Source organism: Enterococcus lemanii (assembly GCF_016909125.1).
GTDB lineage: Bacteria > Bacillota > Bacilli > Lactobacillales > Enterococcaceae > Enterococcus_I > Enterococcus_I lemanii.
In genome coordinates, this window is the sequence record NZ_JAFBFD010000009.1 from 57,164 (window position 1) to 70,474 (window position 13,311).

The window sequence follows — 13,311 nt, forward strand, 5'->3', positions numbered from 1 at the left end:
CCCCTATTCTTAACGTTGAGCCGCCAGTAATTGTTGTAATTTATCATAGGCCGCACCAGAAGCCAAACACGTTCTTGCAAGCGTAAAACCTTCTGCGAGCGTCTCGACTTTTCCGTTAGCATAAAAACCCAACCCCGCATTTAAAACAACTGTTTCTAAATACGGCGATGGCTTATTCGCCAATACATCGACTAAAATTTGCGCATTTCTTTCCGGATTTCCACCGACAATTGCTTCAATGGGTATCGTTGAAAACCCGTAGTCTTCAGGGAATAAATCAAATTGCGTTACAAAACCTTCTTTTAGTAATGCGCATTTGGTTACACCAGCTAAATTGGCTTCGTCCATACCGTTTGCCCCATGTAAAACGATTGCCCGCTTCCGACCAAGTTTGCCAAGTGTTTCTGCTGTATTTACGATAGTATCCGCGGCATAAGTGCCCATTAATTGCGTTTGTAATGGTACAGGGTTAATCAGTGGGCCGAGCAAATTGAAAACAGTCGGTGTGGCAAGTTCTTGGCGAATTTTCATGACGGCTTTCATGCTTGGATGAAGGGCTGGTGCAAATAAAAAGGCGATCCCGACTTCATTTAACAAGTCGCCAATTTCATCCGGTGCAAAATCTAAGCGCACCCCCAGTTGTTCTAATGTATCGGCACTCCCTGAACGGCTAGATATACTGCGATTGCCATGTTTGGCCATCACGACACCACCTGCTGCTAAAACAAAAGCAGCCGTGGTTGAAACATTGAAGCTATTACTATGGTCACCCCCTGTTCCACAATTATCCATTGAATTTAGTGGCGCATTGGTAATCGTAATGGACCGTTTTTGCATGACTTGAGCAATCGCGGCTAGTTCTTCGATTCGAACCCCTTTATACTTTAAGGCGATTAACAAAGCGCCAACCTGGGCTTCTGAAAGTTGGCCATTAAAAATGGTTTCAGCGACGAGTTGCATCTCTTCAAAAGTTAAGTCTTGTCCTTGATATAATTGTTTGGTCAATTCTTTCATTTAATTCTCCTCCACGATTTTTATAAAGGCATCGATTAATATTTGTCCTTTAGGGGTTCCCAGTGACTCGGGATGAAATTGCAAACCAAAAACGGGGTATGTTTCGTGTTGAATCGCCATGACACAATCAGGCGTTTGAGCAATTACTTTTAATTCTTTTGGCAAGCTTTCCTTAGCTAGCATTAACGAGTGGTAACGCATGACTTTCAATTCGCCTTCAACTTTGGCAAATAATCCTTTTTTTTCATAATCAACAACGGATTGCTTCCCGTGCATAATTTGAGTTGCAGGGACAACTGCTCCTTTTAAGACTTCCCCAATGGCTTGATGGCCTAAACAAATGCCTAAAATTGGTTTTGTTTGGTAAAAGGTCGCAATCACTTGATTTAATAAACCGGCTTCACTGGGTGTTCCAGGTCCAGGTGAAAGAACGATACCTTGGGCTTTTTGCGCAACTGCTAGCAACGTTGGGTCATCATTTCGCAATACTTGAATCGGAACGTCTTTAAATTGTTGGACTAAGTTAAACGTAAATGAATCATAATTATCAACAAGTAAAATCATTTTTCTCCCACCTCCAGTAAGGCTTTGGCTTTTTGTAACGTCTCAAAATATTCAGCTGTTGGATCAGAATCATATACAATGCCTGCTCCTGCTTGGACATAAGCGACCTCATCTTTTAAAACGAGCGTGCGAATCCCAATCGCAAAGTCCGCTTGATTATCATGTGAAAAATACCCAATCGCGCCAGCATAGACGCCTCTTTTAACTGGTTCCCATTCATAAATCCGCGTCATCGCCCGAATTTTAGGTGCGCCACTCACTGTTCCAGCTGGTAACGTCGCTTTTAGGGCATCCATTGCCGTTAACCCTTTTTTTAAACGACCTTCCACAAGTGAAACCAAATGCATGACGTAACGATATTTCTCAACGGCCATATATAACGGAACGGTTACGCTCCCGATTTCGGCGATGCGTCCGATATCATTTCGTCCTAAGTCAATGAGCATTAAATGTTCCGCTTGTTCTTTTTCATCATTACGCAACTCTTGCGCGAGTGCTTCGTCTTCGGCTTTGGTTGCCCCTCTTTTACGCGTACCAGCAATCGGATTCGTGGTGACTTTCTCCCCTTTTACTTGGACCAAACTTTCAGGTGATGAACCAATGACTTTGGTTGATTCATTAAAGTCTAAATAGTACAAATAAGCAGAAGGGTTTGACAAACGCAACTTACGATAGTAATCAAATGGGCTTTGTTTGAAATTGGCTTTTAAGCGTTGTGATGGAACGACTTGGAACAAATCCCCCGCTGCGATTTTTTCTTTGGCTTTTTTAACGACTGCTTCAAAAGCTTCTTGAGTGAAGTTGCTCGTAAATTGTAATGATTCAATCGCAAGCGGGCTTTGCTCACTTGGATTGGGTGTTTGTAATTCTCGGGTAAGTAATTCTAATTCGCTTTCTAACGTGGCTTCATTTGCCTGGCTATACATATTTTGGACAACTAACGTCACCGTTTCTTTTTGGTGATCAAATACCACAAATTTTTCAAAAATAAGTAAATCAATTTCTGGCATCCCTAGTTCATCTATTGGTGTCGGCCCGATATCTTCGTAACAAGTAATCACATCATAGCCAACGTAACCAATTGCACCTCCTTGAAAAGGAAGCCCTTCGATTACTGCTTCTTCTTTTATGACATATTGTTCAATTTCTTTTAAGGGGTCTTGAACCGGATACGTTTTTATTGCTTGTGTTAAATGGTTTTTTACGGTTAATTCTTTTTCTTGAAAAGTTAATTCAAAGACTGGATCAAAAGCAATAATGGAATAACGACTTGATTCTTTTTCACGCGGAATACTTTCTAATAAACATTTATTTTTTCCATTCATTCTTAAAAAAGCTGAGACGGGGGTTAAACAATCCCCATTGATTTTTTTGATTTTTTGCATTTTTGTCCACTCCTTTATTCTTTTCAAAGTAATAAAAAAACCTCAGATAAGTGCTCGAAAAAAACACTTATCTGAGGACGAAAATTCGCGGTACCACCTCATTCATAAAGAGACTGCCTCTTTATGCACTCATTCAGCCGTCAATAAACGACCTTCCTCGTTATCGGGAGTACCCGGAAAGCTCCTACTTTTAATTCAGAGTTTCTTCAACTAAGCCCATTCATTAAGAAAAAGCTGTTTGCTTTTCACCAAGTGCAAACTCTCTTTAAAACTTTCATTACTTAATTACTCTTCTTAGTTATGATTTTTATATGCTCATTAAAAAAACAAACCGCCCTCAACAACGCAATCAAACACGTCGTTGAGGGCGGATAATTCCACGGTGCCACCTCAATGAATGAAAAAATTCATTCGCTTAATCAGTATCAAACAATACTGCTACTCGTTAACGGGAATCCCCCGGAAAAACCTACTAATAAAATTTCTTTCAGTCTTTCAGCACAAAAGTCCATTTCACTTCATTGATTTACTGATTCCCACCACCATCAGCTCTCTGTCAAATCGAAATCAAGTTACTTCTCTTTTGTTTCGCTTGTTTATTAAATTTTAACTTATATTACATTAAAAATAAATAAATGTCAACTGAGAAGTTGTTAAGTTTTTATGAAGTACTTTTTTCAAACCTGACTAAAGCTTATATAAAAATATGACTTTAATGTTATATCTCATTTTATTTAAATTCATATTCTCATTGATTCATTTTTTTCTTCTAAATGGATTTGATACGCTGTCAACTTCCCATCTTCCCAAGAAAGATCGATCGTTCTTTTTCCGGTCAGACGCAAACCTTTTACATACCCATTTGGCAAGAAATCAGGCAAAGCAGGCAATAAGTTTAGTTGCCCAAGCCGTTCATTAACTAATGCATTGGCAATTCCCGCGGTTCCACCAAAATTCGCATCAATTTGAAATGGTGGGTGAACGCCCCACAAGTTATCTAACGTGGAATCCACGAGCATTTTCTTTAAATACTTCCCTGTGTTGGTTTTGTCTTGTAAAATACTATAAAAATTAATAATCCAAGCACAACTCCACCCTGTTGTATGGTGGGCAAATTCACCGTTTAAGCGCTCTTCTAAAGACACCTTACTTGCGGTTATGAGTGTTTCATCGCTGTCAAAATTTTCACCAGGAAACAATCCATACAAGTGACTAAAGTGGCGATGGCCAGGTTCACTTTCAATAAACTCTTTATCCCATTCAAGAATTTGGCCTTTTTGACCAATTTGAACTTTTGCTAAACGAGCCTGCACTTGAGTGATTGATTGTAGTAAAGAATCATTCAATTTTAAAATTTGACAAGTTTTGGTAAAGTTGATGAATAATTCCTCAATCAATTGAAGGTCTAGCGCGCTATCTTTAGTAACGGCACAAGGTGGTGAGTCTTTTGTCACTTGGAATCGGTTTTCCGGAGAAGTTGAAGGCAAGCTATGATACGTGCCGTCAATTTCAACTAACCAGTCTAAAATAAATAAACACGCTTCTTTTAAAATCGGGTAAGCCGTTTCTTTTAAAAATTTTTCATCTAAATGATATTGATAGTGTCTAAATAATTCTTGGCTTAACCATAAACCTCCCATCGGCCACATTGCCCACATTGCACTCCCTGTTTCGCCAACTTTTTGGTCAAAAGGGCGTCCGACTGGATTCGTATTCATCCAGTAATCCACATTATGATGCGCAACAAACCCTTGCATCCCATAATTGATTCGTGCTGTTTTTTTCCCTTCTACGACTAATTTTTTTAACCAGTCAAAATATGGTGGTAAACAAGCCTCTAAATGACAAGTCTGCGCCAGCCAATAGTTCATTGGTAAGTTAATATTCGTTGTCCAGTTACTACTCCAAGGCGCACGGACTTCCCATGACCAAATTCCTTGCAAGTTCGCTGGCAAACTACCTTCTCTTGAAGAAGCAATTAATAAATAACGACCATATTGAAAATAAAGGGCATATAAACTAGGATCTTGGGCACCTGCTTTTAAACGAGCTAAACGTTGATCCGTTGGCAAGGCGACTTTTTGACCAAAGCCGATTGCAACGGTAGCGAACAATGCTTGGTAATCCGCCATATGTTCTTGTTTAATGGCTTCATACGTTTGCTCTTTCGTATTTTTAGCGGGTCGAATCAAACTCACTTGCAAAACGAGGGTACTTGCTTTTGTAACGAACAGTTGATTATCCATCACCTCAACTTGGCCATCCGTTGTATAAATCGCAATTTCACCGGTGTAATGCTGACCTTTCGTCCCTTGAATGAATGACTCTGGGCGCGTTGGAATGTAATTAGGATCAACATGTTCTGGACATTGACCGGTTATTTGGATTTTATTTGGCGTGTAACGAACTTGCGGATTTAACTTTGATTCAAAGGCAATCGCACATTGAAATTGTTGCCCGGTTATTTGAATAAAAAGAGCATCGTGCAGATAACTGACAAAGTACTCTCGAGTTAGTTTGTCTTGGTCCTGTCCACTTTCAACTTTCGCTATAGCGGTTGCCAAGTCCAAAGAACGAGTGTATTTTTGTGTCGTTTGATTTGGAAAGGTTAACACCAAATTACCAAAAGGCAGATAACTCTCGCCATATTCACCAAGTAAATGCTTTTCGGTCATTTGTTGTGCTTCTTCATATTTTTCGGCTAAAAGCAAACGCCGAACTTCCGGTAAGTAGTTTAAAACAGCAGGATCATTTTTGTCGCGTACATAGCCTGACCAAAGCGTTTCTTGGTTTAACCCAATGATTTCTTTTTCCGCTCCACCCCAAACCATCGCTCCAAGCGAACCATTGCCAAGTGGTAAAACCTCTTCCCAATTTCGAGCCGCTTGTTGGTATTCTAATCTTAAATCTTGTTCTTTCATTGAATAATCCTTTTCCTTTGCCTTGTTATTGTAACCGGTAACAATTTTAGCATATTTATTGTCTCTTTGTTTTAAAAAAAGAGCTTTTATGATTTTTTTCATCATAAACTCTCTTATTTTTATCTAAATATCGCTTTTATCTCTAAATAATCTTCCAAGCCATACAAACCAATCTCACGACCTAAACCTGATTGTTTATAGCCACCAAAAGGAGCTTTAAAACTTCGTGGTGCACCATTGATTGAAACGTTTCCTGTCCGCAATTGACGTGCTACTTGCATTGCTTCTTCTTTGGGACCAACGACAGCACCAGACAAGCCGTAAATGGAATCATTGGCTAGCGCGATGGCTTCTTCTACCGTTTCATAAGTCAAAACGGCTAGTACCGGGCCAAAAATTTCTTCTTGAGCAATCGTCATTTGATTGGTTACGTCTAGAAAAACAGTTGGTTCAATAAAGTAGCCTTTTCGTGGTAGTTTATGGCCACCGATGAATCGCTGAGCACCTTCTTTTTCCCCTTGAGCGATATAGTTCAGTACGGTGGCTTCCTGGGTTTTTGAAACGAGTGGCCCCACTCGGTTTTCTACTATTTGTGGATCACCAATTTCTAATTGCTGGTAATAGTCGATAAGTAATTCTTTCGTTTTCACTAATTCTGTCTTTGGAATCAGAAGTCTAGATAGTGCTGAACAAGTTTGACCTTGATTATCAATCACTGTTTTTGCGGCAAGTTCGACTGCTTTTGCCAAATCGCCACCTTTCAAATAAATTAAGGCCGATTTCCCTCCCAATTCTAAGATTAATTTTTTTACATTGGTGCTTGCTAGTGCATATAAAGATTTTCCAACTTTGGTTGAACCGGTAAACGAAATCACTGCGACTTCTGGATGATTGGCTAAATAAGCACCAATCTCGCTACCACTGCCGGTTATTAAATTAAAAACCCCCGGCGGAAAACCAACTTCTTCAATGATTTTTGCATATAAGATTGCTGTTAATGGCGTGTTCGTCGCAGGTTTTACGACAACTGTATTTCCAGCTAACAAGGCCGGTGCGACTTTTCTTTGAATTTGACTCAAAGGGTAATTCCAAGGTGTAATACAAGCCACCACTCCAAAGCCTTCTTTAACAATTGTCGCATTTTCGCGGGTTTCTTCAAAGTTATAAGAAGTAAATTCTTCGAGTAAACTCGTCAACTCCCGAATCGGACCACCTACTTGCACACTGCGAGTAAACTCAAATGCTGAACCGAGTTCTAACTGAATCGTTTGCGCCAATTCTTCTTGATATTTTATCAACGCTTCTTTTAATCGTAAAAAATAAGCTTGTCTTTCTCGTGGCTTAAGTGCTTGCCATTTAGGGAACGCTTTTTTGGCAGCAATGACCGCTTGATCAACTTCATTTGCCGTTGCTTGAATGACTTTGGCTACGACTTCTTCTGTAGCCGGGTTTAAAATTGGCGAGAAAGTATTAGACTCACCCGTATGCCACCGTCCATCGTAAAATAATTGGGCGACTATTTCCATCGTTATTCCCTCCTTATAAAATAGTAAAAAAGCGATGATTCTTCATTAAAAGATCGGTCTTCCTCTTCATTTTTTTCGAAAGTTCCTTCGCAAAAAACTGGACTGTCCTTACTCTTCAAACAAACTAAATCATCGCTTTATTCATTTTTACAATAGTTCTCTTCTCAACGTTGCCACGTCTTTGGGTGATAAATATTTGGGTGCGATATCAAAAACAGTATACGCACCAAATTTTTGTTCGGCTGCTAATTTCACACAAGCACGGGCATACGCCACAAGCACGCTTGCTGTAAATTCTGGGTTACTACCTAAATATAAATTGTATTCAATTGCTTGTTTTGTCTCGCCATTGGTTACGCCTGTATGTAATACTGTTCCACCATGCGGCATGGCTTTATGGTTTTGATTGAGTTCTTCTTGTGAAATAAAGTGAACTTCCGTATCATAATCAGCAAAATAATTAGGCATTGATACAATTTCTTCGCGAATTTTTTCAGCGTCTACGCCAGCTTCTAACACGACAAAACATTCACGAAAATGTTTATCACGGGTCGTTAATTCTAATGTTTCGCCCGCTTTTAATTTCTCAATTACTTCGGTATTGGGAATGGTATATTGTGTTGCATCGGCCACCCCGTTAATTCTTCTAAGGGCATCTGAATGGCCTTGGCTGACCCCTTTTCCCCAAAAAGTATTGGTTTGACCTTGTGGTAAAATACTTTGAGCATACAAACGGTTCAAACTAAATAACCCTGGATCCCAACCAGTTGAAATCACCGATACTTTCTGGTGTTCTCTAGCTACTGCATCAACTTTAGCAAAATGCTCTGGTATTTTCGCATGCGTATCAAAGCTATCCACGGTATTAAAATGGTGCGTAATTTCTGGTGTTTGTTCAGGCAAATCGGTTGCAGATCCCCCACATAAAATACAAACATCAATTTCCAATTGATAGTTAATTAACTCATCCATTCGAAAAACAGCGGCTCCCAATGTTTTCACTGTTTCTGGTGAGCGACGGGTAAAGACGCCCATAACTTCCATATCTGGTGTTTGCTTAACCGCAAGCTCCACCCCACGTCCTAAATTTCCATATCCGACAATTGCTACTTTGACCATTCTCCACCACTCCTTCTCACAGTTAAACTAATTATACTATAAAGATGGTAAAATGATGAGATTTTTTTTAATTTAATAAATACTTAATGCATCTTCTGGTAACTGCTGCACATGAAATAAAAATTCGCATGCCGCATCGGCTTCGTTTTGATTATAAGTAAATCCTGCTTTCTCTCCGACAAAATGAGCTGTTTGTTCAAACAAAGCCACCATTTGCCTAACTGCTTCCCATGCTTCGTCAACATCTGCTCGAAAATAAGTTGCTAAATATTGGTCCCACTCTTCTTGACTTAACCAACGTGGCAAATATTTCCCCGACTTCCCAATGCTGACCGAATAGTCCGTCAAAACCCCTACTTTCCAGGCCAACATTTGCTCAAGTTCTTTGCGTAAAACTTGATTTACCATCTCTTGAACAACAGTCAACTCTTTTCGCCAAAGTCCTTTTGCTAAATTATTACTACACCACCAAAACTCATTACAAGAAGCTAAGTACGCTTCTTTTGTTGGGGGCTTCACTTGATAGTCTCGATCAGAAGCTGGTGGAATTTTTGGTAATGTTTGGTTTTTATTGAGTAAAATCGTTGTCAAAGAATCTTCCCATATTTTTTGACGCGCATAATCAACGGATTCAACATGTAAATCAATACGCGTCCCATCACAAAACTGAATCAACCAACCATATGTTTCTTCGTGGTTTCCTTTTTCTCCTGGTGTTTCATCGGGTAATTGAAAATACATGATTTCTCCAAGTTTTCTTAGCCAATTTTGGTCTTCAATCCACGGTTTTGTTGCTTTTACTACAAAAACAAGGTCATAATCTTGAAAAATATCTTTAGGGGCATTCACATTTACTCGTGAACCATTTTGATAAAGCGCTTGAATTCGATCATCTTCTTTAGCTATACCTAAAACCATTTGATAAATTTCTTCTTCGCTACGCAATCTGCTTACTCCTTTTGATTTAAGTTTATTAATGATAAAAATCTAATGAAAAAAATAAGATAAAAATGATGAAAATTCATTTCAAATAGACTACTATAGTCTTGTTGTTTTTATTATAATTGAAATTTGTAGCCCTTGATAGTCTTGTGGCTATTTTGACTAAGGAGGACGTATGAAAAATAAAAAAAATATGATGTATTTAGCGATTTCGAATTTGTTTTTAGTCTTTTTAGGAGTTGGACTGGTGATTCCGGTTATTCCACAAATTAAAGAACAAATGAATTTCTCAGGAGCAGTCATGGGAATGATGATTTCTATTTTTGCCTTTGCTCAATTAATTGCCTCACCGATTACTGGTGTCATGTCTGACAAGATGGGACGTAAAAAAATGATTGCAGCCGGGATGTTGCTTTTTTCTTTTTCCGAATTACTATTTGGTTTGGCTCAATCCGTTAATGGGTTCTATTTCTCACGTGCCCTTGGCGGGATTGCGGCAGCTTTAATTATGCCTTCGGTTACGGCCTATGTAGCAGATATGACAACCATTTCTGAGCGACCTCGCGCGATGGGACTTGTTTCGGCCGCAATTAGTGGCGGTTTTATTATTGGGCCAGGAGTTGGAGGTTTTATTGCTCACTTTGGCATTCGCGCACCTTTTTTTGCAGCCGCAACGGTTGCTTTTATCGGTTTTATTTGTTCATTAATTATTTTAAAAGAACCCGAAAAACAATTGGTTGCGATTAGCGATGGACCAAAAGCTTCTATTTTAGATATTTTAAAAAACCCACTTTTTAGCTCACTCTTTATTATTATTTTGATTTCTTCTTTTGGTTTACAAGCATTCGAATCGATTTATAGTATTATGTCGACCATTAATTTTGGGTTTAGCGTTAGTGAAATTGCTTTAATTATTACCATTAGTGGAACACTTGCATTAATTTGCCAAATTTTCTTCTTCGATTGGATTGTAACGCGAGTCGGTGAAATGGGGATTATTCAACTGTCCTTTTTTATCAGCGCGATTTTTATTGGCATAATTGCAGTAACAAATAGTCATCTCGTTGTTATTTTATCAACTTTTGTTGTCTTTTTGGCCTTTGATTTATTCCGTCCAGCTGTGACAACTTATCTTTCAAAACACGCCGGTGAGCAACAAGGAACCATTAATGGTTTAAACTCTACTTTTACGAGTTTTGGCAATATCATTGGTCCGGTAGCGGCGGGTTCTTTGTTTGATGTCAACCACTATTTCCCTTATTACGTTTCAGCTGCAATTTTACTTGCTACTGGCTTTTTATCTTTATTACTAAATGGGAAACAATTACGTAAAACAGCCTAACCGACTTAAAACACCTCTTTACTTCATCAAAAAAAGAGGTGTTTTTTGTCGACAAAAGGCTTCCTATCCTCTATGCTCTAATCAGAGGTGAGCAAAAAATGAAAATTCGGGAAATTCAAGAAAAAGATAACCCCTTCGTCGCAAAAATCATTCGAGAAAACTTAGAAAAGCACCAATTAAACTTGCCTGGCACGGCTTACTTTGATCCAGAACTCGATCAATTGTTTCAATTTTACCACTCACGGACACATGCAAATTATTGGGTACTCGTCAATGAAGCCGATGAAATTGTTGGTGGCGTTGGTATCGCTCCTTTTCAAGAACATTTAGCTGAGTTACAAAAATTATATCTAGTTGAAGGAGTCAAAGGAGCAGGTTATGGCCATAAACTTTTAGAGTATGCTCTTTTATATGCCGAGCAACATTATCAAGGCGTTTATCTTGAAACATCCTCCATCTTAGCTAAAGCCAACCAACTCTATTTGAGAAACCAATTTATTTCTTTGGAACAACCACTCGGAGCAACTGGTCATACCTTAATGGATACTTGGTTTTTACGACTTTTTTAATGATAAGAATCGAGTAGGAGGGAGCGATTAACTCCCGACCTCTCACACCACCATGCATACCGTTCGGTACACGGCGGTTCAATTAAGATATATGACGCAAAGATTTGTAACGATTTGTCAGACTTTTGAGACCTCGATGACTCCAATAGGAGTTGTCGAGGTTTCTTTGTAATATTGGACTCCTTGCTACTATCCAGTAGCCTTTCCGGCTATTGGCCCATTCCCAGGCTTTACATGGTAACGTACAAACTTTGGCTAGTTTAGGTAAATAAACACCAAGTAAAAAAGCAGATCCTTTTCAGAGAATCTGCTTTTTTGAATTTACTTAAATTTTAGTACCAACCATTGGCTAACCAGAATTGTTGTGCTGCTACCCATGAACCATAGCGTTGTGCTACGTATTGGTCGGCTACTCTTTCTTGGTTTTCTGGTGAATAGTCACCGTTTAAGTAAGTATTTGTTAATTGGTAACGACCGTAGTATTGACCGTTCGTTGCTGTATATGAACCACTTGATTCTTTAAATGCAATCCACTCTTTTGCTTCTGCTTCAGAACCAGATACATTAGAAGAATAGTTATTTACTACTGGTGCAGGCGCTTGTTCAACAACGGGTGCTGGCTCGTTATATGTTTGAGCAGGAGCTGCTGCAACTGGTGTTGTACCATCTGTTGGTAAAATTAATTCTTCTCCAACAAAAATTAAGTTTTTATCAGTAATATCGTTTACTTTGACAATTTGATCAATAGCATCTACTGTACCAAAAAAGTTGTAAGAAATAGCTGAAAGTGTGTCACCAGGTTGAACAGTGTAAACTTCATCAGCGAGTGCTTCTTTCCCACCTAATAAAATACCGAAACCGGCAACAACTGCTGTGCTTAATAAAACTGTTTTTAAAGACTTCATACGAATAATTCTCCTCATCTTCTCTTGACGAATTTTGATTTACTTGATTATTTCTCTCTCAAGTACAGAAACAATACTAACACCATTCAATATTTCATAGGTGATAAGGACTTTACAACTCGTTACGAAAAAGACGATTTGTTTACGTTAAACAAAAAAGAAGTGTATTCCCTGATTTATCAACCTTTTCAGCAATCTTTTTTTCTTATTTTTTTATTAAAATCATAAAAAAATTTTCTTTTACCCAAAAAAAGCGACAAATATTACAAAAAAAGCCTAATTTTACCTCCTTGTAATTTTTCAAGTTTTCTTTTTTGGCCTTTTTTTAGACAAAAAAACATGCCTGTGGTACTCCCCCTTAAAAATTAGTACAAAAAAGCGAATTTTTTGGGGTGTTGCACCACTAGGGCATATTTTTTTCTATCCTCGATACTTAATGGCTAATCCTTTCAGGAAGTTCCGGGCATAACGATCACCGCAAATTTGATAATTCCGGTGGCCTTCTTTACGTAAAATAGCGCTCAATTCGCTATTCGATGCATATACTCCAGCTAAACGTAAAATATCTAAAATATCATCACTCGTTAAAGTTAATGCAATACGAACTTTTTTTAGTAGTACATTATTAACATTGCCTTGGGTTGTCATTAAAAAGGTTGGTTGTGGTTCCACGCCATTTTTGGCTGGAGCTTTCCCACGTTTAAAAGTAATTAGGCCATTCAAAAATGATTCTAACGTATGCAAATCACACGTGGCGTCTTTATCCAAGTCCTCTTCTTGTTTCGTTAACAAGGTTCGCAGTTCGTCACGAGTCAAGGGGTTGCCGCCTAATTCAAAAATCTTTAGCATATCAACGTCTTTAATATCCAAAGCATAACGCAAGCGAATTAAAATATCATTATTATTCATTTTGTTCCTCCGTTAAATCATTGAGTGAACTAGGAAACTCTAGTCCCTCTGTATTCGTGGGTTCGCAGTTTTGAATCCCTCAAAAGTCCCCCACATTTTTCCGTTTACTATTAAT

At 38.6% G+C, this 13,311-nt stretch carries 11 protein-coding genes and 2 other annotated features; of the genes, 2 read left to right on the top strand and 9 right to left on the bottom strand.

Features of this window, described 5'->3' with window-relative positions; all coding sequences use genetic code 11:
- Positions 1 to 9: 9 nt before the first annotated feature.
- The 7 genes from trpD to JOD14_RS04035 all read right to left on the bottom strand — a co-directional run bounded on the left by trpD (position 10) and on the right by JOD14_RS04035 (position 9,474).
- Positions 10 to 1,014: an anthranilate phosphoribosyltransferase gene (trpD, locus tag JOD14_RS04005; protein ID WP_204653425.1), complete on the bottom strand. Its 1,005-nt coding sequence runs from the start codon at positions 1,012 to 1,014 to the stop codon at positions 10 to 12.
- Positions 1,015 to 1,578: an anthranilate synthase component II gene (locus tag JOD14_RS04010; protein WP_204653427.1), complete on the bottom strand. Its 564-nt coding sequence runs from the start codon at positions 1,576 to 1,578 to the stop codon at positions 1,015 to 1,017. It abuts the gene before it with no gap.
- Positions 1,575 to 2,963, bottom strand: coding sequence for an anthranilate synthase component I (trpE, locus tag JOD14_RS04015; protein ID WP_204653429.1), 1,389 nt, complete (start codon positions 2,961 to 2,963; stop codon positions 1,575 to 1,577). Before trpE ends, JOD14_RS04010 begins: the two co-directional genes overlap by 4 nt.
- Before the next feature lie 70 nt (positions 2,964 to 3,033).
- Positions 3,034 to 3,273: a binding site (T-box leader), on the bottom strand.
- Between the two features lie 50 nt (positions 3,274 to 3,323).
- Positions 3,324 to 3,561 (bottom strand) — a binding site (T-box leader).
- 142 nt (positions 3,562 to 3,703) lie between these two features.
- Entirely contained in the window at positions 3,704 to 5,986 is a 2,283-nt protein-coding gene (locus JOD14_RS04020; RefSeq protein ID WP_204653431.1) for a glycoside hydrolase family 95 protein, read from the bottom strand.
- Positions 5,987 to 6,003: 17 nt separating this feature from the next.
- Positions 6,004 to 7,410: an aldehyde dehydrogenase family protein gene (locus tag JOD14_RS04025; protein ID WP_204653433.1), complete on the bottom strand. Its 1,407-nt coding sequence runs from the start codon at positions 7,408 to 7,410 to the stop codon at positions 6,004 to 6,006.
- A gap of 147 nt (positions 7,411 to 7,557) precedes the next feature.
- A complete protein-coding gene (locus JOD14_RS04030; RefSeq protein WP_204653435.1) occupies positions 7,558 to 8,529 on the bottom strand; it encodes a diaminopimelate dehydrogenase in 972 nt (323 codons plus the stop codon).
- Between the two features lie 72 nt (positions 8,530 to 8,601).
- On the bottom strand, positions 8,602 to 9,474 hold the full coding sequence (locus JOD14_RS04035; protein ID WP_204653437.1) for an aminoglycoside 6-adenylyltransferase: 873 nt from the start codon (positions 9,472 to 9,474) through the stop codon (positions 8,602 to 8,604).
- A gap of 172 nt (positions 9,475 to 9,646) precedes the next feature.
- On the opposite strand from JOD14_RS04035, the gene JOD14_RS04040 reads away from it, so the two are divergent.
- A complete protein-coding gene (locus JOD14_RS04040; protein ID WP_204653438.1) occupies positions 9,647 to 10,813 on the top strand; it encodes an MFS transporter in 1,167 nt (388 codons plus the stop codon).
- A 98-nt stretch (positions 10,814 to 10,911) separates the two neighbouring features.
- The gene (locus JOD14_RS04045) at positions 10,912 to 11,382 is read left to right on the top strand and encodes a GNAT family N-acetyltransferase (RefSeq protein ID WP_204653440.1); all 471 of its coding nucleotides are present in this window, start codon (positions 10,912 to 10,914) and stop codon (positions 11,380 to 11,382) included.
- A gap of 332 nt (positions 11,383 to 11,714) precedes the next feature.
- Here JOD14_RS04045 and apf read toward each other — a convergent pair whose 3' ends face one another.
- Positions 11,715 to 12,287 (bottom strand): aggregation-promoting factor, encoded by a 573-nt coding sequence (gene apf / locus JOD14_RS04050; RefSeq protein ID WP_204653442.1) that lies wholly within the window; start codon positions 12,285 to 12,287, stop codon positions 11,715 to 11,717.
- Positions 12,288 to 12,707: 420 nt separating this feature from the next.
- Entirely contained in the window at positions 12,708 to 13,196 is a 489-nt protein-coding gene (locus JOD14_RS04055) for a YehS family protein (protein ID WP_204653444.1), read from the bottom strand.
- Positions 13,197 to 13,311: the final 115 nt, after the last annotated feature.